The organism is Microbulbifer rhizosphaerae, assembly GCF_014191725.1.
GTDB classification, from domain to species: domain Bacteria; phylum Pseudomonadota; class Gammaproteobacteria; order Pseudomonadales; family Cellvibrionaceae; genus Microbulbifer; species Microbulbifer rhizosphaerae.
Genome location: NZ_JACHWZ010000007.1, coordinates 25,233 through 49,360, shown reverse-complemented (window position 1 = coordinate 49,360; position 24,128 = coordinate 25,233). Strand labels below are relative to the sequence as shown.

18 protein-coding genes are annotated in these 24,128 nt (G+C 55.3%); 10 read left to right on the top strand and 8 right to left on the bottom strand.

Annotated features, from left to right (window positions below; genetic code table 11):
* The first annotated feature begins 32 nt into the window (after positions 1–32).
* The 8 genes from tssA to tssH all read left to right on the top strand — a co-directional run bounded on the left by tssA (position 33) and on the right by tssH (position 11,068).
* On the top strand, positions 33–1,313 hold the full coding sequence (gene tssA / locus FHS09_RS08765; RefSeq protein WP_183458899.1) for a type VI secretion system protein TssA: 1,281 nt from the start codon (positions 33–35) through the stop codon (positions 1,311–1,313).
* Positions 1,314–1,359: 46 nt separating this feature from the next.
* Entirely contained in the window at positions 1,360–1,881 is a 522-nt protein-coding gene (tssB, locus tag FHS09_RS08760; RefSeq protein WP_183458891.1) for a type VI secretion system contractile sheath small subunit, read from the top strand.
* The gene (gene tssC / locus FHS09_RS08755) at positions 1,878–3,365 is read left to right on the top strand and encodes a type VI secretion system contractile sheath large subunit (RefSeq protein WP_183458883.1); all 1,488 of its coding nucleotides are present in this window, start codon (positions 1,878–1,880) and stop codon (positions 3,363–3,365) included. The genes tssB and tssC (FHS09_RS08755) overlap by 4 nt, the downstream gene beginning before the upstream one ends.
* Before the next feature lie 149 nt (positions 3,366–3,514).
* Positions 3,515–4,948, top strand: coding sequence for a type VI secretion system contractile sheath large subunit (gene tssC, locus FHS09_RS08750; protein WP_246394706.1), 1,434 nt, complete (start codon positions 3,515–3,517; stop codon positions 4,946–4,948).
* A 17-nt stretch (positions 4,949–4,965) separates the two neighbouring features.
* Positions 4,966–5,439 (top strand): type VI secretion system baseplate subunit TssE, encoded by a 474-nt coding sequence (tssE, locus tag FHS09_RS08745; RefSeq protein ID WP_183458875.1) that lies wholly within the window; start codon positions 4,966–4,968, stop codon positions 5,437–5,439.
* Positions 5,439–7,268, top strand: a complete 1,830-nt coding sequence (tssF, locus tag FHS09_RS08740; RefSeq protein ID WP_183458872.1) for a type VI secretion system baseplate subunit TssF — start codon at positions 5,439–5,441, stop codon at positions 7,266–7,268. Before tssE ends, tssF begins: the two co-directional genes overlap by 1 nt.
* Positions 7,232–8,362 carry a type VI secretion system baseplate subunit TssG gene (gene tssG, locus FHS09_RS08735; protein WP_183458870.1) on the top strand — a complete coding sequence of 377 codons (1,131 nt, stop codon included), beginning with the start codon at positions 7,232–7,234 and terminating at the stop codon, positions 8,360–8,362. The genes tssF and tssG overlap by 37 nt, the downstream gene beginning before the upstream one ends.
* A 27-nt stretch (positions 8,363–8,389) precedes the next feature.
* Entirely contained in the window at positions 8,390–11,068 is a 2,679-nt protein-coding gene (gene tssH / locus FHS09_RS08730) for a type VI secretion system ATPase TssH (protein ID WP_183458863.1), read from the top strand.
* A 71-nt stretch (positions 11,069–11,139) separates the two neighbouring features.
* Here the strand turns inward: tssH and FHS09_RS08725 are convergent, their stop codons facing one another.
* The 8 genes from FHS09_RS08725 to FHS09_RS08690 all read right to left on the bottom strand — a co-directional run bounded on the left by FHS09_RS08725 (position 11,140) and on the right by FHS09_RS08690 (position 18,567).
* Positions 11,140–11,859: a hypothetical protein gene (locus tag FHS09_RS08725; RefSeq protein WP_183458855.1), complete on the bottom strand. Its 720-nt coding sequence runs from the start codon at positions 11,857–11,859 to the stop codon at positions 11,140–11,142.
* A gap of 366 nt (positions 11,860–12,225) precedes the next feature.
* The gene (locus FHS09_RS08720; protein ID WP_183458853.1) at positions 12,226–13,413 is read right to left on the bottom strand and encodes a lipase family protein; all 1,188 of its coding nucleotides are present in this window, start codon (positions 13,411–13,413) and stop codon (positions 12,226–12,228) included.
* Positions 13,414–13,423: 10 nt separating this feature from the next.
* Entirely contained in the window at positions 13,424–13,831 is a 408-nt protein-coding gene (locus tag FHS09_RS08715) for a DUF6795 domain-containing protein (protein WP_183458851.1), read from the bottom strand.
* A gap of 60 nt (positions 13,832–13,891) precedes the next feature.
* Entirely contained in the window at positions 13,892–14,140 is a 249-nt protein-coding gene (locus FHS09_RS08710; RefSeq protein ID WP_246394730.1) for a PAAR domain-containing protein, read from the bottom strand.
* A 49-nt stretch (positions 14,141–14,189) separates the two neighbouring features.
* Positions 14,190–14,768 carry a DUF6931 family protein gene (locus FHS09_RS08705; RefSeq protein ID WP_183458847.1) on the bottom strand — a complete coding sequence of 193 codons (579 nt, stop codon included), beginning with the start codon at positions 14,766–14,768 and terminating at the stop codon, positions 14,190–14,192.
* An 11-nt stretch (positions 14,769–14,779) separates the two neighbouring features.
* Complete coding sequence (locus FHS09_RS08700; protein ID WP_246394696.1) at positions 14,780–16,660, bottom strand: type VI secretion system Vgr family protein; 1,881 nt, start codon at positions 16,658–16,660, stop codon at positions 14,780–14,782.
* 557 nt (positions 16,661–17,217) lie between these two features.
* The gene (locus FHS09_RS08695) at positions 17,218–17,958 is read right to left on the bottom strand and encodes a hypothetical protein (RefSeq protein WP_183458843.1); all 741 of its coding nucleotides are present in this window, start codon (positions 17,956–17,958) and stop codon (positions 17,218–17,220) included.
* A 120-nt stretch (positions 17,959–18,078) separates the two neighbouring features.
* A complete protein-coding gene (locus FHS09_RS08690) occupies positions 18,079–18,567 on the bottom strand; it encodes an Hcp family type VI secretion system effector (protein ID WP_183458841.1) in 489 nt (162 codons plus the stop codon).
* A 759-nt stretch (positions 18,568–19,326) separates the two neighbouring features.
* Between FHS09_RS08690 and FHS09_RS08685 the strand changes: the two genes are divergently transcribed.
* Together FHS09_RS08685 and FHS09_RS08680 are read left to right on the top strand one after the other, a co-directional pair.
* Positions 19,327–21,891, top strand: a complete 2,565-nt coding sequence (locus FHS09_RS08685) for a bifunctional serine/threonine-protein kinase/formylglycine-generating enzyme family protein (RefSeq protein ID WP_183458839.1) — start codon at positions 19,327–19,329, stop codon at positions 21,889–21,891.
* Positions 21,892–21,974: 83 nt separating this feature from the next.
* Complete coding sequence (locus FHS09_RS08680; protein WP_183458837.1) at positions 21,975–23,954, top strand: ShlB/FhaC/HecB family hemolysin secretion/activation protein; 1,980 nt, start codon at positions 21,975–21,977, stop codon at positions 23,952–23,954.
* Positions 23,955–24,128: the final 174 nt, after the last annotated feature.

The following is a 24,128-nucleotide window of genomic DNA, read 5'->3' as shown; positions in this document are numbered from 1 at the left end:
GCAAAGGAACTATTTGAGTCAAAGGAACTTCCATGGCATTCCCCAATATAATCAACATCGACGAGTTGGCTGCTCCGATTTCGGAGGACCAGCCGACAGGCAGCGACATTCGAGAAGATCGCTCGCCGACCTCCGATTACTACACCATCAAAGACTCCCGCAACAGCGCCCGCGCCGCCGAACGCTCCGCCATGTTCGACGACAGCGATGCCGACCTGCTCGCACCCTGGCACGATGTGGCCAAGTGCGCTGAGAAAATTCTCTCGGCCCAGAGCAAGGATCTTGAAGTCGCGACCTGGTATACCGAAGCGTTGATCCGGCTGCATGGATTTCCCGGCCTGCGCGACGGTTTTGCGTTGATAGAACGCCTGGTGAAAGACCACTGGGACGGCCTTTATCCCGAACCCGACGAAGACGGTCTGGAAACCAAGGTGGCGCCGCTGACGGGCCTGAACGGCGACGGCGGCGACGGCACCCTGATGATGCCAGTCCGCAATGCCCCCATTACCCCGGAAAGTGATTACGGTGCCTATTCATTCTTCCAGTATCAGCAGGCCCGGGACGCGGACCGCATCGCCGATGACGATGCCAAAGCCGCCCGGCTGGAAGTCCTCGGGTACAGCTTTGATGAAATCGAACAATGCGTAAACGCCGCAAGCAACGAGTGGGCGCAGGATCTTGTGGAAACCCTCGAAGAGGCGTTGGTCCACTATAAAAGCATCAGTGAAGAGTTGCGCTCCAGTTGTGGCCACGACGCTCCACCCTTCACCAATATCACCACTCTTCTGGACGAGGTGCTGCGGACCACGCGCTTTGTCTACAAGAGCCAGTTGGAAGCGCTGGCCGCTTCGGCGCCGCCAGATGCGGAGGCGGGCGCCTCCGAAGGCGGGGAGAGCAGCCCTCCCAGCGGGGCGACGCCCGCGGTAGCAGGCGTATCCATGCCGACCGGGCCGGTCGCCTCGCGCGAAGACGCCCTGAAGCTGCTCGAAGCAGCTGCCAAGTACTTCCGCACCTACGAACCCCACACCCCACTGGCGCCGGGCCTGGAGCGCCTTATCGGTTGGGGTCGCATGACGGTATCGGAACTCATGGCCGAACTGTTGCCGGATGACCAGTCCCGGTCGATCTACTCCCAGTTGACCGGCGTCAAGCTCGACGGTTCTGATACCCAGCGTTACGTCGCCCCCCCTCCGGCCGCCAGGGCGCCGCAGGCTCCCACGGCGCCCGCGAGTGCAGAGACTCCGGAAGCGTCTTCGGGTCAGGCAGAATGGTCGGAGGAATCACAAACAGCGGACGCCGGCGTAGGCTGGTAGAACATTAAACTTTTACACTTCCTAAATCGAGGAAAGGAGATCAGAGATGTCCGAGAGCATTCACAACAAGCTGAAGCGTGTGCGTAAGCCGCGCGTCCATATTACCTACGATGTCGAAACCAATGGCGCCGAAGTCAAGAAGGAACTGCCTTTTGTAACCGGTGTGATGGGCGATTACTCCGGTGACAACGCCGAGAACCGGAAGGCCCTCAAAGAGAGAAAATTTGTCCAGATCGACCGCGATAACTTCAACGACGTAATGACCAAGGTCAATCCAAAGCTGAGTCTCCAGGTGGAGAACACCCTCTCCGGAGATGGAAGCAAGATGGCCGTGGACCTGGATTTCAGGCATATGGACGACTTCTCTCCGGAGAGAGTAGTCGATCAGGTAGAGCCGCTGAAGCAGCTGCTCGAGGCCCGCAGCAAACTGCGCGACCTGCTGAGCAAGGCGGACCGATCGGAAGATCTCGAGAAAGTTCTGGAAGACATTCTGAAAAGCACCGAGAACGTAGGCGCTATCTCTGAACAGCTGGGCCTTGGTGAAAACAAAGGAGAAGAATCAGAATGAGCACCGAAGCAGAAAATGCAGTAGAAAATGAAGCGGAAGAGCAGTCGGTCAGTCTGCTCGACCAGGCCATTTCTGCGACCAAACAAACCTCGCCGGACGAAGCAAAGGACCTGATTTCCAACCTGACAGAGCAGGTTCTGAAGGGCACCGTAACCTGGGACCGAAACCTGACCCAGACGATCTCAAAGGCTGTCCAGGCAATCGATGAGGCCATGTCCAAGCAGCTTTCGGCCATTCTGCACGACGAGAAATTCCAGAAGCTGGAGGGCTCGTGGCGCGGCCTCAATCACCTGGTGATGAACAGCGAAACCGGCGCGACCCTGAAGATCCGCATGCTGAATATCACCAAGCGGGAACTGTTCCGCGACCTGGACAAGGCCGTTGAATTCGACCAGAGCCAGACCTTCAAGAAAGTCTACGAAGAAGAGTTTGGTACTGCGGGTGGCGAACCTTTTGGCTGCATGATCGGCGACTTCGAATTCACCAGCCACCCGGAGGATGTCGAACTGCTGAGCAAGATGTCCAACGTGGCCGCCGCCGGTTTCTGTCCCTTTGTCTCCGCTGCCGGAGCCGGAATGTTCGGTTTCAGCGATTTTACCGAGCTGTCCAAGCCCCGGGACCTGGGTGGGATTTTCGAGTCCGGCGAATACATCAAGTGGCGCAGTTTCCGGGACAGCGAAGACTCCCGCTTCGTTACCCTGGTGATGCCCAGGACCCTCGCGCGCACGCCCTACGGAGCCAACACCAAGCCGATTGAATCCTTCAATTTCGAAGAGTTCGACGTGGATGAGTCCGGTGTGTCCCGCCCCGCCGACCACGATCAGTACTGCTGGATGAACGCTGCCTATGTGATGGGTACCACCATGACCAGGGCATTTGCGGAAAATTCCTGGTGTACAGCCATTCGCGGTGCAGAGGGTGGCGGTAAGGTAGAGGGACTGCCGACGCATATCTTCAAGAGCGACGACGGCGATCTGGACCAGAAGTGCCCGACGGAAATCGGTATTACAGACCGTCGCGAAGCGGAGCTCAGCAGCCAGGGCTTCCTGCCGCTGTGCCATTACAAGAATACCGATTACTCGGTCTTCTTCGGCTCGCAGAGCACCCAAAAGCCGAAGGCCTATGACGATCCGGATGCGACCTCGAACGCCGCCATCTCCGCCCGCCTGCCATACCTGATGGCCACGGCCCGGATCGCCCATTACCTGAAGGTTATGGCGCGCGATAAAGTAGGTTCCTTTATGGAGGCGAGCGACTGTGAGCGCTGGCTGAACAAGTGGATCACCCAGTACACCAACTCCAACCCCGATGCCAGCGCGGAGATGAAAGCCAAGTACCCCCTGGCCGAAGCGAGAGTGGAAGTGAAGGAAATTCCGGGCCAGCCCGGCTGCTACAGTGCAGTTGCCTACCTTAAGCCCTGGCTGCAGATGGAGGAGTTGACCACCTCCATGCGCATGGTGGCCAATATCCCCACAGCGGGGTAATAAACGGCGGCCCGCCCGGCGGGCCGCTCCTTTCCGACTGACAGATTATCCGTGGGAGTCCTGCCTTGCCCGCTGCATCTAGTGACCAAAATTCCGGCGATTGCGGAATAGAGCTGCCTTCGCAGTTGCTTACTGGTCAGGGGGCGGATTTGCAAAAGTTTTTGCGGGAACCGGATGACCTGTTCGCCTTTGAATACTGGCTGTCAGAAATATATCCCTGCCCGCAGCCGGAACAGTTCACCGTCCGCCAGTGGTTGAGCCGCTTGGTAGCGGAACTGGATGAGCTGATCTGCGATCAGATCAACAGCATCCTGCATCATCCGCGCTTCCAGAGGCTTGAAGCCAGCTGGCGCGGCCTGTCAATGCTGGTCCACAACACCCCGCATTCCGACAACATCAAGATCAAGTTGCTGGATGTGAGCTGGAGGGATCTCAGCAAGGATATGGAACGGGCCCCGGACTTTGATCAGTCGGGCCTTTTTCACCTCATTTACAATGAGGAATTCGGAACCCCGGGTGGGGAGCCCTTTGGCCTTCTTCTCGGCGATTATTACATATCCCACCGCCCTTTCGCCGATCACCCGTACGACGACGTCTTTACTTTGCAGGGTATTGCCCATACTTCGGCAGCGGCTTTTGCACCGTTTGTCTGTGCGGCAACTCCGCAGCTGTTCGGTGTGGATCACTACGATGACCTTGCCAAGCCGATCGATTTTTCAGAAGTGTTCCGGCAAAAGGAGTATATCCGCTGGAACGGCTTGAGGGATATCGAGGACAGCCGGTTCCTCGCGGTTACCTTGCCGCAGGTGCTTCTGCGCCAGCCCTACAATACTCAATTCTCCCGTTACGGCGGCCTGCGGTTTGCGGAGCGGGTCTCTGCATCCCACAGTCGGAAATATCTCTGGGGCAATGCCTGTTTCGCAATGGGTGCGGTGTTGATTCGGGAGTTCAATGACGTGGGCTGGTTTTCGCACATCCGGGGTGTTGCCAGGGATCATCTGGGTGGCGGCCTGGTATCCCAGCTGCCAGTGGTCTCGTACAAGCCGGATACAACTTCGAATATGGTCCGCATGTCCACCTCTATCCTCGTGACGGATTTTGTAGAGCGGGACTTGAGTGAGTTGGGATTCTCCTGTCTGTGCCACTGCTACGATACCGCGTACAGCGCATTCAACAGTGTTCCGTCATTACAGCGACCCAAGCAGTACACCACCAAGTCCGCCACCGCCAATGCGCGTATCAGCGCCATGCTGCAGCAGATTCTCTGCGCATCGAGATTTGCCCATTACATCAAGGTGATGATCAGGGACAAAGTGGGTGCCTATATGAACGCCCAGGACTGTGAGCGCCAGTTACAGAAGTGGCTGGACCGCTACACCACCGGGCGAGATGACCTGTCCTGGGAGATGTTGGCCCGCTACCCTCTCAGGGAGGCCCGGGTGCGGGTGGTGGACGAGCCGGGAAAAGCTGGCAGTTATCAGAGTGTGATTCACCTGAAAAGTCACTACACAGTTGACCATTTGGTTTCCGAATTGAAACTTACCACCGCTCTGGCTCAGATCGGCGTAGGCACGATACGATAACAAGGGCCCCCATTATTATGCGAAAAGATAAGCGCCTTCTGGCCCCGGTACTCGACAGGCTATTGGAATCGTCCCGCAATATGGACCTGCACCAACCTCATCAGGTACTGAAGCAGCTTCGGGAGGGCGTCCGGAGGGATCTGGAGTACCTGTTCAACACACGCTATCGCTGTATATCCGCTCCGGAAACCCATACCCATCTCAGTAGTTCCAATATCAATTTCGGCCTGCCGGACCTATCGACAATCAATCTTTCCTCGATGGACAGCCGAAAGCGGTTCTGCCGGGAAATCGAGAGAACGATATTGGATTTCGAGCCCAGAATCCGCTCGGTAAAAGTGACGAGCCAGGACAAGATGGATGTCGAGGACCCCAGTATACGCTTTCGTGTCGAGGCGGTTCTGCATGTCAACCCCGCATCGGAGGTCATAGTGTTCGATTCCGCTTTGAATCCGGTAACTCAGCTGGTCGATGTATCGGAGATTATGTAATGAGTGAAAAGCTGATTGATCTCTACGAGCGGGAACTGGCGTTTATCCAGCAGACGGCTTCCGAGTTCACAAAAATACATCCGGCCGCAGCCTCCAGGCTACAACTGGATACCGATACCGTGGACGACCCCCTGGTAGGCCGCCTGCTGTCGGGCTTCGCCTATATGAATGCTCGTGTCCAGCAGAAGCTAAGCGACGATTTTCCCGAGCTTACCGATGCGATGCTGGAGACCTTGTATCCCCATTACCTGAGGCCGATCCCGTCCTGTGCCATCGTGCAGTTCGAGCCGGAACCGGACCTGGATGCGATTACCCGTGTGGATGCCGATACCTTGCTGGAAACCGACAGCTTTAACGGGCAGACCTGCCGCTTTACCAGCCGCTACCCGGTCGATATCTGTCCTTTCCAGGTGGTCAGCGCCAGCCTGATGCCGCGCCCTTTTATCGCGCCTGGGTGCAATGATATCCAGGGGGCGAATGCAGTACTCAAACTGTCGCTGAAAACCCTCAGCCAGGATCTGAGCTTCTCTGAAATACAGCCCGGGAAATTGCGTTTCTTTCTTCGGGGACAGCCCAGCCACGTCTACGCACTGTACGATCTGCTGCTCAGCCGTTGTGTAAAGCTGGTGGTGGCCAGCGGTGAAACCGATCCAAAACCCACTTTTATAGAGCCGGACGCCATACAACAAGTCGGACTGGAACCGGACCAGGGCCTCCTGCCATACCCGGACACGGCATTTATCGGCTATCGCCTGCTTACAGAGTACTTCGCTTTCCCGGAAAAGTTTCTCTTTATCGATATCTGCAATCTCCCGGAAGCCCTTAATGACAGCTACGGCGATACACTCAATCTCTATTTCTACCTGTCGGAAAACCACGATGAATTGGAAAAGCAGATTGCTGCCAGCATGTTTGCGCTGGGCTGTACGCCGGTTGTCAATCTGTTTCCACAAACGGCGGACCCGATACCGCTAAGCCATACAGAATACAGCTATCATGTGGTGCCTGATGCGCGCCGAAGTGACGGCCTTGAGGTCTATTCGATCGATGCGGTCGGTGCAACGGATGGCAGCGGCCAAACCACCCCGTATCGTCCTTTCTACGGTATTCAGCACAGCCGCCACCACGCCCGGCAGTCGGCATTCTGGTATGTTCGCCGCCGCGACGTAATAGAGGGCGAGCACCGCAATGAACAGGCGACGGAATTGGATATATGCCTGGTGGATCTGGATTTCAATCCACATCGTATCAGCGATCAGACGCTGGACCTGAAACTGACCTGTTGCAACCGCAACCTGCCGAAAAAGCTGCCCAGTGGCAATTCACAGCCTTACCTGGAAGTGGTCGACGGCGATGCGCCGGCGAGCAGAATCAGCAGTGTGATATCTCCAACGGCGACCTTGAGGCCTCCGCACCGCGAGCGGGGCTACTGGCGGTTGATTTCACATCTCAACCTCAATCACCTGTCCCTTTCCGGTTCGGGGGGCTGCGACGCGCTGAAGGAGATTTTAAGGCTCTATGATTTCCGCGATTCAGCCAGCACCAGAAACCTGATCGAATCGCTGTTGAAGGTAAATACGAGGCCGATCACCGCGCCGATACAGATAGACCAGAGCGTAGTATTGTGCCGGGGAACAGAGGCTGAGATCGAGCTGGATTCAATGATGTTGTCCGGCACCAGCCCGCTGTTATTCGCCAGCATTATAGAGCGCTTTCTCGGCCTATACTGCTCACTGAATTCCTTTACCCGACTGATTGCCACACTGAGTGGCAGAGATGGAGAACTGAAGCGATGGCCACCTCGCGCCGGCGACAAAGCTTTACTGTAATAGAGCGCCTGCGCCGCGAGCCCTATTGCTTCGACTTCTTTCAGGCGGTCAGGCTCCTTGAACATGCGGCGGTACTGGGGGGAGACGGTTACGCTGGGGAACCGATTGCCGGCTCCTCCCCTCCATCGCGCGAGGTAGTGCGTTTTAGCGCGCAGTCGAACCTGTCATTTATCGGCTCCGATATTCTGCGCCTGGAGCAGCATCAAAGCCGCGGTACCGGGCAGGCCGATGATGAACTCAGACAGTGGAAGATGGATGTCGGGTTCACCGGCCTGATCGGCAGCCAGGGTGTAATGCCTTACTACCTGACTGAGCTGGTTCTCAGGGAGTTGCGGGAGAAAAACACCGCGCTGCGCGACTTCCTGGATATGTTTAACCATCGCCACGTCTCACTGTTCTACCAGGCTTGGCACAAATACCAGCTGCCGGTCAATTACGAGCGACAGCACCTTCGCAAAGAACGTGAACTGGATCTGTTCAGCCACGCACTGGCATCGCTCTCCGGGCTCGGTACCAGTGAAATGCGTTACCGAATGCCTCTGCCGGACGAAGCCTTGTTTGGCATGGCGGGACACCTGGGCAGGCAACAGTGCTCCGCGGCCGCCCTGGCCAGTATGATCCGCCATCACTTCGGCCTGAAAGTCAATATTGAGCAGTTCCGGGGGCAATGGGACGAATTGCCGGAAGATGTGCTCTGTCGACTGCCGGGGCCGGAATATCCCCAGGGGGTGAATAATTGCCTGGGGGTCAACACTGTGCTGGGCACCATGTGCTTCCAGGCACAGAATAAGTTTCGCGTCGTGGTTGAACCCATGGCGTACGACCAGTTCATGACCATAGCACCAGGCAGTGACAAGCTGGAGGCACTCAAGTCTTTTATTCAGTTCAGCGCCGGTGTGGAAATGGATTTCGAAATCTCTGTAACCCTGTTTACCGGACAGGTAGTGCCGGTGCAGTTGATTGATGAACCCGACGTCCAGCCGCTATTGGGCTGGAATACCCATATGTCCAGTGAACACCAATATGACCAGCGGGTGGAGATCGCCCTGAGTGCGGACCGGGTTTCTCCCGATGAAGCACTGCCCGCCGCCTGATAATCCCCAAAAGGAACTTTGAATAATATGATCAATATCGACCTGAAGCGCCTCGTGGATACCATGACCCCCCATATGCGCGATTCCCTGGAAGGGGCAGCGGGGCTCTGTCTGGCCCAGAGCCAGTACAATGTAGAACTGGAACACTGGCTGCTGAAATTGCTGGATCAGTCCGACACCGACCTGTACCACCTGCTGGAGAAACACGATGTCAATCCATCGAATCTCGCCAAGCAGCTGGCGACGACCATTGCGAGATTTAAATCGGGCAGCAGTCGGCCGGCGGCGCTTTCGCCGACGATAGTCGAAGCCGCAAAAAATGCCTGGATGCTCGCATCCATCGACTATGGGCACCGCTCCATAAGTTCCGGCCACCTGCTGGCCGCATTGCTGCTGGAAGAAACATCGCGCCGGCAGTTGCTGGAGTCCTGCCCCGAGCTGAAATCCATAGCACCGGAATCCATTCGTGAGACCGCCCGGGCAATGTTTGGTCGCAGTGGCGAATCCAGCCACATGACCGGTGGCGGCGACGGAGATGAAGGGGCAGCGGCGGTGGTAGCTGCCGCGAGTAAGGCGCCGTCGCTGGATAAATACACCATCAATCTCACCGAGCGCGCCCAGAAAGGGGAGATAGACCCGGTTTTGGGGCGGGATGAGGAAATACGACAGTGTATCGATATCCTGACCCGCCGCCGGCAAAACAACCCGATCCTTACCGGCGAGGCCGGTGTGGGTAAAACCGCCGTGGTCGAGGGGTTTGCTCTGCGTATCGCCACCGGCGACGTGCCGGACCCGCTGAAAGGCGTCGCCGTGCGCACCCTGGACCTCGGGCTGCTCCAGGCCGGTGCCAGTGTAAAGGGGGAGTTTGAAAACCGCCTCAAGTCCGTTATCGAGGAAGTGCGAGCCTCGGCAACGCCTATCATCCTGTTTATCGATGAGGCGCACACCATGATCGGTGCCGGGGGTAAAGAGGGGCAGGGGGATGCCGCCAACCTGTTGAAACCTGCACTGGCCCGCGGCGAACTGCGCACTATTGCCGCGACCACCTGGGCGGAGTACAAAAAATATTTCGAACGCGATCCGGCGCTCACCCGGCGGTTCCAGGTGGTGAAGGTAGAGGAACCCAGTGAAGAGAAAGCCATCGACATGATGCGCGGCATAGCCACTTCACTGGAGGAGCACCACCGCGTGCGTATCCTAGACGAGGCCATTGTTGCGTCCGTGAAGTTATCCCACCGGTATATTCCGGGACGCCAATTGCCGGATAAGTCCGTCAGTCTCCTGGACACCGCCTGTGCCCGTGTCGCTCTTGGCCAGTCGGCAACCCCCGGGGCGATTGAAGACGCCAGGCGGATAATAGAGCGCGCTAAAACCACCATCCAGAAACTGCAACGCGAAAATGCTGCCAGTGGTGAACATGAAGAGCAGCTGCAAATTTTATCCGAACAGCAGGCGGAGGCCGAAGAGCGCCTGAATAGGTTGCAGGCTCAGCATCAGCAGGAACAGGAGCTGATCGTACAGATCCACAAACTGCGGGATCAAATCGATGACCTTTTTCAACAACAGCAGGCCCCGCGGCAACAGGGCGAAGAGAACACCCTGGACGCCGCCACCATGGCCGATCTCAAGCAGCAGTTACAATCGCTTTATGCACAGCTCCAGGAGGTGCAGGGCGATACTCCGCTGATGCAGCCCGCAGTGGATGAACAGGCCATTGCCGAAGTGGTAGCCAACTGGACTGGAATCCCGGTTGGCAAAATGGTCAGTGACGAAATAATCGCCGTACAAACCCTGGCCGAGCGCCTCGAACGGCGGGTTATCGGACAGCCCCATGTCCTTGAAGCTGTCGCACAGGCGATTCGTACTTCACGCGCCGGCCTGACAGACCCCCGCAAACCGGTGGGCGTGTTTATGTTCTGCGGAACCAGCGGTGTCGGCAAAACCGAGACAGCCCTGGCCCTAGCTGATGAGTTATTTGGCGGCGAACAGAATATCACCACCATTAGCATGGCCGAATTCAAGGAGGAGCATAAGGTTTCCATGTTACTGGGTTCGCCCCCGGGCTATGTCGGCTACGGAGAGGGCGGTGTATTGACCGAGGCGGCCCGCCGCAAGCCCTACTCGGTAATTCTGTTGGATGAAATAGAAAAAGCGCACCCAGGCGTCCAGGATATCTTCTACAACCTGTTCGACAAGGGAACCATAAAAGACGGAGAAGGGCGCGATATCGACTTCAAGAATACGGTTATTATCATGACCTCCAATGCCGGAGAGGACGCTATCCGTGCAATCTTCAGTCAAGTGGAGGAAAAGCCGGAGCCAGACGTTCTATTGGACAATATCCGTCCCCACCTGCTGCAGAAATTCAAACCCGCCTTCCTAGGTCGTGCCAACGTGATCGCTTATTATCCGCTGGATGACGAGGATATGGTGGAAATCTGCAAGATCAATATGCGCCGTATTGAAAAGCGGGTCAAGGAGCACTACGGAGCCAGCTTCAGCTATGATGAAGATGTGTTGATCAATATCGTTGCTCGCTGTCAGGAGTCCGATACCGGCGCGCGCAATATTGAGGTTATTCTGAATCGGACGCTGTTGCCGTCGCTGGCTAGTGAGTGTCTGGATCGGATGGCCAAGGAGGAGGAGGTTACCGCCATCCACGTCGGTGCTACTGAAGAGGGTGATTTCTGCTACCAGATCAATTGATAGTAGATAGCTGGTCCAGTTGACCCGGCAATGGATATTGCCGGGTCAAGAACTTTCAGCTTTGAATCCAGTCAAAAAAGAATCCCGTAGGTTAACATGCTGCCGAATGCCGCTATCATGTAGAAAAGGCTGCTCACTAATGAATAAGCACCTGCAGTCCCAGGCTCCATAACATTAAACGCCCTGTGAGAAGTAAGAAGCAGCACGCAGAGACCTGCCAGCATGGCCCACCAGTAATAGCCCGTGAAAAATGGCAATATGGTGATTGCCAAGATCAAAAGCAGTGCCGATAAGAAGATGCCATCCATGCTCCTTCGAGTAATGGCTAGCAGAAAACACACAAGATAGACCGCATAAGGCCAGAAATCGAGCCAGAAGAGAGAGCCGGTTCTCGATGTCTCTGCTGGGATGACCTCTGGTGTGGAACTGGAGTCAACCAGAACTCCCTCATGGAAGAATACAAAATAGGCTATCACAGTCAGCAGATAACTGCCGGGTGCCAGCGTGATCAATTCCGGCGGGCTATCCAGCCAGCCCTTCTTGTAGCAGGTCCATTGCGTTGCGGCAACAGCCAGAATGATCGGTAGCGTGCAGCCTAAATTACTCCAGAAATTTTCCGTATAAAATAGAGCTGCAAATGGCACAAAAAGTACCAGATCGCTTAGTCTCTCATTGTGATGGGTCACCTCTTTAATGTCGGCGAGTTTTTTTCTGAAAGCGTAGCAGTCGATAAACACTAGTGCGCAAGCGATAAAAAATAATAAACTGCTAAGTGCTGCTATTTCAGGCATGGTTACGGTGGCTTTTTGCTGTGGACGGTCAGGGTTATTAAGATAGCCTGAAGAGTTCAGAGCGGATTGAAATCTGCCCGGCTAAAATAGCACTATGGATTTCATCATGCCAGTGATATTTTATCGAGAGTAATAAGTTTTCCATACTATACATACTTTACTCCTTGTTGATATCACAATCCAGCTACAGAGAATGTTCATCAAATTAGGCATTCTTTGGGTTTCGCTTAGGTTCGCTCCGTTTGTGTGTATTCTGTCGCCCTTGATGATTGCTATTAACCCGACAGCGTTTGTTGTCGGGTTAATAGTAGATACTTTAATCATTAGTTATGATTCGGCCTGATCATCGCGTAACAACTTTCCATTTTAATGATCAAATATGGATTGAACGGCGACTTCAACCAGTCGATCTACTTTGTCTTTCAGTAGCTTGAATATGTGCCTTATAAAGCTCGTGGTCAAATCTACATCCTTTTTGATTTTCATCCCTAAGGCGATCATTATCCGTTTTATGAGCTTGTATACCCAGGAGGACATATCCTTTGAGAAATCAAAGCCTTTCTTTAGAACGTAAGCGAGCATATCAAGTAACGTTATGCCAGATGCCATGCCAAACTGTAGGCTTATTCCGGCGACCTTTAGAACCTTCTTTACCACATAAGCGATAGCTTTATTTATCATATTCATTGTGTTCATTGTAAAGCTCAGAGGGCCATCTGAAGACAGCCACTGCTCTATCGCAGATTGGGTCACTTCGGGCTCAAGTTCACACATGGTTTCCCAAGAAGAAGCTTTACTAACACTTGCAATGTAATTCTTCATTTTATGGTATTCGCCAGATGGCATGGTACCGGGGCTCTTCAGGCAATAGGCCCCATGACTCTCTGGAAGGTGATAGAAGGGCCACAATGGCACCATTGGAACAACATCTGTTTTGTGATATACGCGGTAGATATCTTTACCTTTAGACATCTCCTCCGTAACCAGCTTTACAAAACTGTGCGCCCCGACGCGCGGACTCCCAAATGTATAAAGCTTTACGTCGGTATAATGGATATGTTTTGACTTGTTTAGCCATTCTGCGGTCAGGGTGGCTAAGGCGCCGCCAAGGCTGTGGCCCACGCAATGCACGGTTCTAATCGGCTTTTTTAAGTCAATAAAACGCCGGTTTACTACGGATAGTTGCTGTTTTAACTCTGGAAGAATTGTCTTGAAGCATTTGTTGAATCCTGTATGTACAAACCTTCCAGTAGCTGACGGAGAGAATCCGACAGTTGCATCGGTCGCCCAATCAAACTTATTATCGGTCCCACGGAGAAGGATTAATATATCTCCCTCAAAATCGCCCCTGCCTTCGGCGACCACGCCAAAACCGGTTCGTTTTTTTATGACCCAAAGAGTTCCTGATGAGCCATTTACAACATTGCTGTGGCATGATAGATCCCATTTTTCACTGAATCTATCGATGGTTGCAGGCGTGAATGAGTCACTTTGAATTTCGTAAACTGCGCTTGCCAAGCTTGCTGCATCTGTGTGTGAAATTAAACATCCCATGTCCTGTCTCCTAATTATTCCAGGTGCAGTTTGTTCCTATTGAGTGAAGCATCATGTGAATAAATCGAGTGTCGTCGGTTAGTTCACATTTGAAATCAAGGGTTTTACCTTCAAGTTCTGCGTTTTCTTCTTCGCTTCTTTTAACAGTTTCCCAGATAAGAAACTCCTTACCTTCGTACTCAGCTATTAGCTTCTGATGGGAAACAAACTCTTTGGGTAAGATAGCTCTTTCTTTTTTTGTCAGAGCTTCAAGTGAGAAAAATCCGTCACTATTTGTTTCTATAGTATCTTCATAATTTTCTCCGTCACATTCCACAAGGCGACGAAGTGTTATGTGTGAGGCTGGTTTGTTTTCATAAGTCAGATATCCGGAAACTTTTGAAAACAAAAAAACCTCTTTTCCTCCAAACATTGACATGGCTACTCCTGTACTTGAAATAGATAACGCGAGAATTAACAATGTGATACATCGCATGTTTCATCCTCCAATTAATACGGTAGGATATCCAACCACAATCTTTCCTCCATGCGCCGTAGAATCCCCCATCCGCGCAGCCGGTTTCCCCTGGATCATTACACTCGTACTGCCCATGGCCACGGTATCGGGCGGGCCGACGCAGGTGCAGACGCTACCTACAGTAGCGGATGGCATCCCGCCGATAATGACGGTTGGGCCGCCGGGGCTTAATATCGGCCCGCCAACGTGTGGGACCGTGCCGGTCACCATTGGGCAGACGTGCATATCCGTGATACGCGATGCTGGCTTCCCCATAGTTCTATTCCTCGATTCGTCCGTTGCCGCCTCTTGCCAGATCCAGTCCCTGCTTCATATAGCGAACAAAGCGTTCACTGGGGTCCACTGGGTCATAGAGCACTGCTGCAAGCGTTATACTTCCGGCCACCGCATGGGCATATAAGTGTTGAGGTGGCTCAATAACCGGTTCGCCCTCAGCGGCCAGACTGCCGTGGCACCAGCTTGCAGCCGTCGCCGCCCAACTGGCGGGGGTCTTGTGCTTGGTTTTTTCACCGAGCAGTTTGCAGCGCAAACGGCCCTCTTCACTGGGTTTTTTGGTCCAGCTTTCCGCGGCGATAAGGGCGTTTATATTGTCCTCATCGGTTTGTGGGTTCTGGATATCGCGAGCTGCCAGGCACGCCCACCATACGGCTTCACGCTTGGGCAACCCGTGTGCGAGAAGCTTGATCGCATCCGGGTAGAGGCCGACTTCCATCAGGCGGTTGATGCTTACCTCTGGTGCGGTATCCGGTACCAGGTGTTCTTCTGCTTCTTCGCTCACGTCGAAATTTTTCAATAACTCGGCAGCGGTCAGAGCATTTACTTTTACCAGGTCGGTCATTGCTTACTCCATCAATTGATCATGGTCACGCCGCCTTTCAAGGTAAGCATGCCGCCGCCTTTAACTTCGGCAGTGGCGTCGCCCTTGAATGACAGCATGGTGCCCTTGATGGTAATTCCGGCGGGTGTCAGCTTAATGCTGCTGCTGCCCACCTTGAGCTCAATAGAGGCCTTGGAGGTAATCTTGACCGCTCCCATAACATCGGTGGTCTGCGTCCCCTGGCTGACTTTGAGGGTATGGTTTCCCGCACCCAGGGTGGTTTTTTGATTACCCTTGTCGATCTTGACAATCTGGTCCCCTTTGGCAATGGTGACTTTCTCACTGCCATCGGTGACAGTCACGCTGCGATCCTGCTTGATCTCCAAGGTCTGCTCGTTTTCGATCTTGCCGGTCTGGTCGTGGTGGATCACGAAATTGTGGTCCCTGCCGGCCTCCATATAGATCTCTTCCTTGCCGCCCTTGTCGTCGAAGCGCAGTTCATTGAACGCGCTGCCCTCGTACTCGGTTTTCCAGCCGCTTTGGGTGGCGGTGTAGTTGGGGCCGGGATTGTCGCCGTTGTAGACTGCACCGGTAACTAACGGGCGGTCCGGATCGCCGTTGATGTAAGTCACCACCACTTCCTGGCCGATACGGGGCACGAAGTTGGCGCCCCAGTTTTTGCCGGCGAAGGACTGCATCACCCGTATCCAGCAGCTGTTCTGCGCGGAATTCCAGGGAAACTTTACCTTGATTTGGGTATAGGGGTCCTGGGAGCTATCGGAAGCCGTGGCTTTTACCTCCATTACCTGCGCCACCTGCGGCGAGTGAACCCTGTTGTTGCGCACGAGCGGGTCGGGGCGAGGCATTACCGAAGCGGGCACGCAGCTGAAGGAGTTTTTAAAGTGCGTTTGGCCGATATTGCTGTCGACCGCGTGTATCTTGACGGAGGTAAGCAGGTACTTGCCTTTCTCCGTGCTCAGCGAGTGATCGAAATTAAAGCGGCCGCCGGCACTGAAGACAGGGCAGTCGCTGCTGCCGTGGGCGATATCGAACTGCGCCTCCTGGGACTCCATGGCCCTTTCCGCCAGCGCCTTGTGATAACTGTCCTTGAATTTGCGTTTATGTTCGCCGTCTTGCTCGAAGTGATTCAGGCCGTAGAGGCTGCGCATATAGCTGGAAATATCGTTGAGCTTGCTGGTGGTCTTGACTTGCTGCTTGTTGTCCTTGGTCGCCGTGAATTCATTGTAGTCTTTGAATTCAAAACCTCCGCCGTGATAGTTGAAGACCCGGTCCCAGCTGCTGATGGTGTGCTTGGTTGGATGGCTGCCGCCGCCGTCGTATTCCACCTTTTCCGATTCACAGTCGTAGAAATCCTGCGGATCATCGCAAAGTACCAGCTCGTGCTGCCCGTCGCTGTGTTTGAAGTAGTAGACAATCCCTTCTTCAGACATCAGGCGGCTGATGAATTCAAAATCGCTCTCATCAAACTGTACGCAATACTCGCGGGTTATGTATTCCGCGTTGAGCTTTGTGGAAAGCTTGATGACCTTGCTGTACTCGCCGAGCACTTCCTCCAGAATCTGCTTGGCCGACTTCTTCTCGAAAACGCGGTTTTTACCGCCGAGGCTGGTAAACCACAGACCCGGACGCAGTATCGCGGTATAGCTGCGCATGCCCTCGGCATTGACGTCGTGCATGGAGAAGTGCGTCACATAGCCACTGATATGGCGTGGCGTTTTGGCGTGGTGAACCGTCGCCGTCATCACCTTGCCGACGATGTCGTCCTGGGTGACGGTGTGGTTGTCGGAGAGCAGTTTGAGCGTGTAGCGGAACAGCCCTGAGATATGCTCGTCGCCGTCTATGGATGTGACGATCAGCGCGTCCTTGCCGAGCGGGCAATCGACGTTAATCATCCGTTTGTCTTGGCTAAGAATAGACATGCTTGTCACCGGATTCCTGAGAGGTTGTCATAGTTTGAGCTTTGTGCTCGGAATTCAAAAGTTGCATTTCTGTGTGATGGTCATCAGAGGCAGGCCTTACATTTGGCAATTGATATCTTCTCAAAATTCAACTTATTAATTTCTGCTTGGCATATTAGGTCTGATCTTGTGACCAAATTCTGTGACCTCGCACATCCAGAACAATGACCCTTCATGATTAAAAGGAAAGCCAAGCTCGGTCTTCATAATCTGCCACTTCCATAAGTAACTCAATTACCCCCAAAAATAGAACAGATCATCAATCATTTCTTTCTCATCTTCACTAAAAGGAAAATAATCTGAAAAATCTTTTCTATACTCAATCAATCTTTCATGTATATATCTGAAGCCGACCCTGTTCGAGTCCTGCATTCGTCTAAGTGGTCTAAAAGTTCATCCAGTGTGCTTTTATCTCTAATATGTGTTTTTAGGAAAATTTCTATATCGTCAAGTGCATTTTTGCATGGATAATCAACCCTGCTGCTCAATAATTATTCTTCTGGCAAAATACTGTCTTGTCGTACTTTATTGTTGATCCAGTGATCAACTACTTCTCTTTTGACGTTGGCTAGATACTTCCGACCGGATCCCTCCAGGGGATTGCCGTGGAGGAAATAGCCGGCTGTGGCGTTGGCGGCGGCGAATACCTGGCGGGCGGGGCTGATCACGGCTGATACTTCGAGCACGTCCTTGACCCAAATCCCCAGGGCCCAAGTCGCTTGGCCGAAACCCTCTGCACCGCGCTTGATGTAGGCGCCCGCCTTGCCCAGGAAACTGCGTTGTTGGTGCTCCCTCTGGATGCGGGCCGCTTCTGCCCGCTCTTGGGCGATGATCTGTTGCAACTCCCGACGGATCTGCGCCGCCAGTGCGGACTGCTCTTCCTCCAGCACGTCGTCACCGAGGGGATTCTCCGCGATGATCAGCCGTTGATCCGCCAGGGCGCGGTAGATATCCCTGCGTCGGCCGGTGACGCCGGGCAGCGCGCCCGCATAGTGGCCCATCGGGTGGCGGCCTTCATGTCGGTCGCGGTAACGCAGATCTGTAGGATCGGGGAACTGTTGTTCGAAGAAAAGGAACTTATGGTAAATCTGCTCGATGGTCGTTTCGTCAAAGCTCAGGAGCAGTTGAAGGTCGACATTGCTCTGTGCAAAAGCCTGGGGGAGGAACGGGAGGGGACACCCTTCCCTTACGCGATAGCGAATGCCCTGTTTGTTTTCAACATCCAAAAACATGGCTAATCCCTGGAGCCCTGCCGTGTATTTCCCTGAGGGGAAGAAACACCGAGGGGCCACAGCCCCCGCAGCTTTTGGCTGCAGGCACTCGGCCCCTGCGGTGAGAACCGAAAAAGCTGCTTACAGCACGGTAGCGGTGGTGAGATCGTAACCCACGCGCATATTTTTCGGGTTTTTGTTGGTTTTGTCTGCGTGGTTGAGATCCGCTTCAATCTTGGAGAAGCTCAGGGACAGGGATTCCTGCGGAGCTCCGCCTGCGGAGGCGCTGATGCTGTAGGAAGAGATGATGCAGTCCTCCAGGGCGTAAACCGCGTACTTTTCTACGGAGTTGGCCCCGGTCTGTACTACGTGGATCTCAGCCTTGACGCCCTCGTCGCCGGAAACGGAGGCCTTGAACAGGCCGCCGGAAGCGGCGTCGATGCGCTTGGTAACAGTGATTTCGCTGATGCTCGGGCGTGAAGCCTCGCGGTTCGCCATAGCGCCGGCTTCCATGCTGATGCCGCGACCAACACCAAAGTTGAAGCTGTCCACTTCGATCCAGTCCTCGTAACCTTTAGCGGTTACGTTACCTTTCGGCGCCTTGTTGTTGAAGTTCATGTAAATAGCCATGGGAAATCCCTCGTGGTTATGTGGTCCGTGACATGGGTGGTGATTCCTTTACCACCGCGAAACGCAGTAGTTAAGGGCTTGCCGTAACGGCAACTGGAAGTATTTAATCAGAGTGATCTGCAAAAAAAAACCATGTTTTTCAATAATTTAATTGACTCTGGCACGAATTCATAAGCTGGCGAAGCTTGTTTGCCGGCAGCAGTTGTGACACCTCCCGCAAAATTCACTCTGGCACTGTTTTTGAGGGCCGCATCGTTGCTTGAGTGCGCTGTTCGTGCGGTGATGGTGAGGGGGCTCAGGCTATGTCCGGGCAAGCTCCCCACTCGGGACCGAATTTCTGTGAAAAAATTTTGACCCGGCTGCGCGGCAGGCTTTGGCTGGACCGAAAAGTCGGAAAGAGGGAGGGCTGGGGGCTTTAGCATTAAGTTAAGCGGAAAATCCGGGCCATGGGTACTAGGTACTATAGGATAGGCAAGGCGTAGCGTGCCCATCAAGTCTCGGAATGACCACCTCGCTTCCCTCCTTTGCCCATCCTGCTTACCCGTCCCCCAAGGGGCCGCTGCCTGATATCGATACTTAGTACCATCCTGGCTGGTCCGGATGTAATTTGTGATAGGTATCGTTGTTGATGTGACCCCCGTCCGTTATAATCCGCCGCTGCTTCTGCAGTTCCTTCTTTAGATTTAGTCAGATACCAGAACTTTCACAGGCTAGCTACGGCATCCGGACGTGCTGTGGGCATTTTCCATGGAGGTGGATTTGAACGACAAGACTCGTATAGCCAAGCCGGTTGACAAGACGCGTGATGACGGCGATACGACCGTATTTGTCGGCCGCGACAACACCGGGGCTAACGATCATCCGCCGGTGGGGAGCAATCCCGGCCTTATTCCCTCTGCCGCTGCGGATTTTACCGCTGACGCTACCGTATTGAAGCCCGATCCCAGGGACCCGGATACCACGCGAATAGCCACCCCGGCTCGCGAAGCCGTATTCTTCGAGCCCTCCTCCTCCCGCGTCGGTGCCGTTACCAAGACGGTTATCAAGGGCCGCTTCGAGCTGGACAAGCTGCTCGGTGTCGGCGGCATGGGAGCGGTGTACAAGGCTCTGGATCGGCGGAAAGTGGAAGCCAGTGACAGCGAGCCCTACGTCGCCATCAAGCTGCTGAACGACGATTTCCGCCAGCACCCCGACGCCTTCATCTCATTGCAGCGCGAAGCGCGCAAATCGCAGACCCTGGCGCACCCGAACATCGTAACGGTCTATGACTTCGACCGCGAGGGCGAGCGGGTCTTCATGACCATGGAGTTTCTGGAGGGGGCGCCGCTCGACAAGCTGTTGCGCGAGCACGCCGGTGTGGGCCTGGAGTTCGAACTCGCCTGCAGCGTTCTGAAAGATATCTCCCAGGCCCTGATCTACGCACATTCCCACAGTATCGTCCACTCGGACTTCAAGCCGGGTAATATTTTCGTAACCGAGAAGAAGGGTGCGAAGGTATTCGACTTCGGCATCGCCCGCGCGGTTTCGGAAGGCAGTATCGCCAGCAAGGCCGGCGAGAAAACCCTCTTCGATGCCAGCACCCTGGGGGCCCTGACCCCGGCCTACGCCAGCATGGAAATGCTGCAGGGCGGAGAGCCCGCACCCAGTGACGATGTCTACGCGCTGGGCTGCGTTGCCTACGAGTTGTTTTCCGGCCGGCATCCATTCGGCAAGACGCCAGCGGACAAGGCCTGGGAACAGAAGCTGAAGCCGGAGCGGATTAAATCCCTGAACCGCCGCCAGTGGCGCGCGCTGGAGTCCGCGCTGGCCCTCAAGCGTCAGGACCGCACTGCCACGGTGGAAGAGTTTGTCCAGCGTTTCTATGTCAACAGCACCTGGAAATGGCTTTTGGGCGGCGCGTTTGCCGCTCTGCTGGTGGGGGCCGGCGTTGCCTACAACCAACTGGAAAGGGAAAACGTAGCCGAGCAGCAGCGGGTAAAAATCGAGCTGGAACAGCAGCTGCAGAAAGAGTTGAAAGAGCGGAGGATCGCCGACAAGCGCCAGACTATCGGCCGCCTGATCGATCTCAGTACTCTCACCCCATCCTGGGAAGAAGATCTCCAGGTAGAGCTGGATGAATACGCGCAACTGAATCCCGAGGATGAGAACTACCTCGACACCTCACGCCAGCAGGTCTACGAACTCTTCGTCGCCGCCGCAACCGGCCAGCTCAACCTCGGCAACCTGGACCAGGCGGACGCCATGCTTACCAGCGCCGCCAACTGGTACGGCGAATCCGGCGAAACCGCCGCGATCAAATCCCAGTTGGAGCAGGAGCGCGAAGAACTGCGAGCACGCCTCGAAGCCGAGCGCCTTGCCGCCGAGCGCGAAGCCGAACGCCTGCGCCAGCAGGAACTGGCAGAAGAGCGCCGCCGCGCGGAACAGGAAAAACAGCGGCAGCTCAACGCCATCCTCGGTGAAATGGAAGACTCCCTGCGCTGCCGCTTCGATATGAATATCGGCGGCGTTTCCCCGCAGCTCACTGCGCTTGCTCAGCTGGACGCAGCCAAGGCCCTGAAAATCCGCCCGGTACTGGCCGAAGAGCTGAATGGCTGCATCAAAGGCCTTGCCGCGGAAGACCCCTTGCGCACCGAGCCCCTGCTGCAGCAGGCCCGCGCGCTGCTGCCGGAGCAACAGTTGCTGCAGGACTTCAAGCTGGACTACTGCGGCCACCTGCAACCGGGCAGCGGTGGCCGGGGCGATCGCTACACCTGCGCAGACCGCCTCGAAAATGGCAGCAAAGGCCCCACCATGGTCGTCGTCAATGGCGACACTCGCAAAGCACTAGTGGTGAGCAAATACGAAATCAGCAACGCGGATTTCAAGCACTTCTGCAGCGCCACCAGCCACTGCGAGGGCCTGGAGCTCGGCCCGGACACACTGCCCGTCAATAACGTCTCCATTGCCCAGGCGGAAGAGTATCTCGACTGGCTCAGCGCCCAGACCGGCTACGACTACCGCCTGCCCAACGAGCGGGAATGGTTTGCCGCCGCCAGCGGCAACGGCAACCCCGAGGCCGCCGACCGCAACTGTTTCCTCAAATACGGGGGCATTGAGAAGGGGACCGAACTGTTGGCCGCCAGAGCGGGCACCGGCAACGCCTTCGGCATCGTCAACGCCGTGGGCAACGTGCAGGAGTGGGTATTTGGCCCCGAGGGCAAATTGATGGCCGCTGGCGGCAGCCGCGATGACGCCATGAGCCGCTGCCTGGTCACCACCAAACGCTTCCACAGCGGCGAGGCCGACGGGCTCACCGGGTTCCGTATCGTTCGCAATTTCGAGTGATTCCAAAACGCCAATACTGCGCTCAAAATCAAAAGCAGACCGCGGGCGCTTAAAAATAGTGACAAGGATTTGTAGGGGGGAGTATGAATACCCGTGGTAAAACCCGACTGGCCGTCGCCGGTGCCAGCCTGCTGCTGGTCGCGCCTTATCTCAACGCCCAGGAAGGGGACTCCAGCTTTCGCAGCCGCGTCCGTGCCGCCTTCGACCAGGACGCGCCCACCATCAACGAGCAGGACGTCACCCGCGACTTCGAGCACCGCACCCGCAGCGAAGACCCCAACCTCAATACTGAAATTCCCCAAGTCTCCCAGCGTAACCGCGGCCCGCGCATCACCGTAAGGGAATTCCGCTTTCATCGCCTGAAGGAATATCCGGAGTTCGGTATCACCAAAGAGGCCGTGGAGCAGCTTGCCGAAGGGCTGCGGATAAAATTCATGAAGGAAGACCAGCTCCTCGCCAGCGGCTACACCGCCGATGAACTGGAAGAGCTCGCCCTCACTCTCGACGGCATGAACCTGCGCTACGAATCCGAAGACCTGGGCCCTGCGGAGCTGCGCCGCCTCAGCAATATCATCGACCAGCAGAATGCCGAGCGCGGCCTCAGCTACGGCGACCTGGAGGAAATCGCCGCGGAGCTCACCCGCTTCTACCGCAAGCAGGGGCTTTTCCTCGCCCAGGTACAGCTACCTGCACAGGAAGTGCAAAACGGCGTGGTCTCCCTTGTCGTCCAGGAGGGGCTGCTCGGACAGATTGCCGCCGAAGGCAATAACAACTACTCGCTGGAACAGCTGGCCGTCCCCTTCGAAAGCCAGCGCGGCAAACTGGTCAACCACGAAGATATCGAAGAGGGGCTCTACCTGCTCAATGACCTGCCGGCCCTCAATATCACCGGCTACTTCAGCCCTGGCGACAACCCCGGCGAAACCCGCCTCAATCTAAAAGCGCGGGATGAAAGCACCTGGAAAATGATAACCCGCCTGGACAACCACGGCTCTATCTTTACCGGCGACCTGCGCTCCTACAGCTCCCTGGAGTGGCTGAACCCCACCGGCATCGGCGACGCCCTGACCGTCGGTTATCTCAAATCCAACAACGTCGACAACATGGACTCGGATTACGGCTCCGACCTCGGCCAGATCCGCTACAGCCTGCCCCTGTTCGGCCCGCGCACCCGGCTGCAGTTCTCCGCGGACTACAACCAGTTCAAACTGCGCGACCTGGACGACGGCACCAACGTCATCAACCTGCTGGAAATCGAAGGAACCAATGAAAGCTACGCGATGACCGTAGACCACAAGTTTCGCCGCTCCCGGGGCTTCAATCTCACCGGCTCCTTCAGCCTCACCGACAAAAAATCGGACCTCGACGCCATCATCGAACTGCCGGAACCAGGTGATCACGTCTACGGTGGGGAGCTGGGGTTCTACATCGACGGCCTCTCCAGCGGCGCGGTTTCGATGCTCAACATCCTCAACACAAAAATTCAGTACGGCGAATTCCAGAATGAAGTGGACGAGCTGCGCGGCGAAGACTTCACCAAATTTGCCATGGACACCAGCTCCCTCTTCTTCCTGCCCATGCCGTTTACCGAAGCCAAATCGCGCCTAATCCTGAAGAGCCGCTGGCAGTACAGCGACACCAGCCTGCCAGGCTTCGAGCAGTTCACCCTCGGCGGCGCTAACGGCGTGCGGGCCTTCGACGTGCGCGACTTCTCCGCCGACCAGGCCGGTCTCATCTCCGCCGAATGGTACTTCGACCTACCCAACGCCCTGAACCCGCGCATTTTCGGTGAGCGCCTGAACAACATCTTCCAGTTCGCCCTGATTGCAGACGGCGGCTATGGCGTGGTCAACAATTACGAAGAGGACCAGCTCGGTGAAGAAACTCCCAACGATTGGGCCGCCTTCGGCGGCGCAGGCATGCTGTTCAAATTCAGCTGGCGCGAATCCTTCACAAGCAAGATCTCCGTCGCTTGGCCCACCACCTCCAAGTCTTCCATTGAAGGCACCGGAGACGATGCGGATGACCCGACGGTTTATGCGGATCTCTCTTTCTTCTTTTAACTGAAAGGAAAGTGAAACAGATCGGCCCAGCGCGGCATCTGGTTTCAGGTATGAAGTGCAAGTCGGTATTTATTCTTCTACCAGTCCAGAAAACTTGAACGAATAACCTGAGATTAAAAGCCTGGCAATCGCATCGTCAGGGAAGCAACCGTAAGGTGCAGACATGGAAAAAAG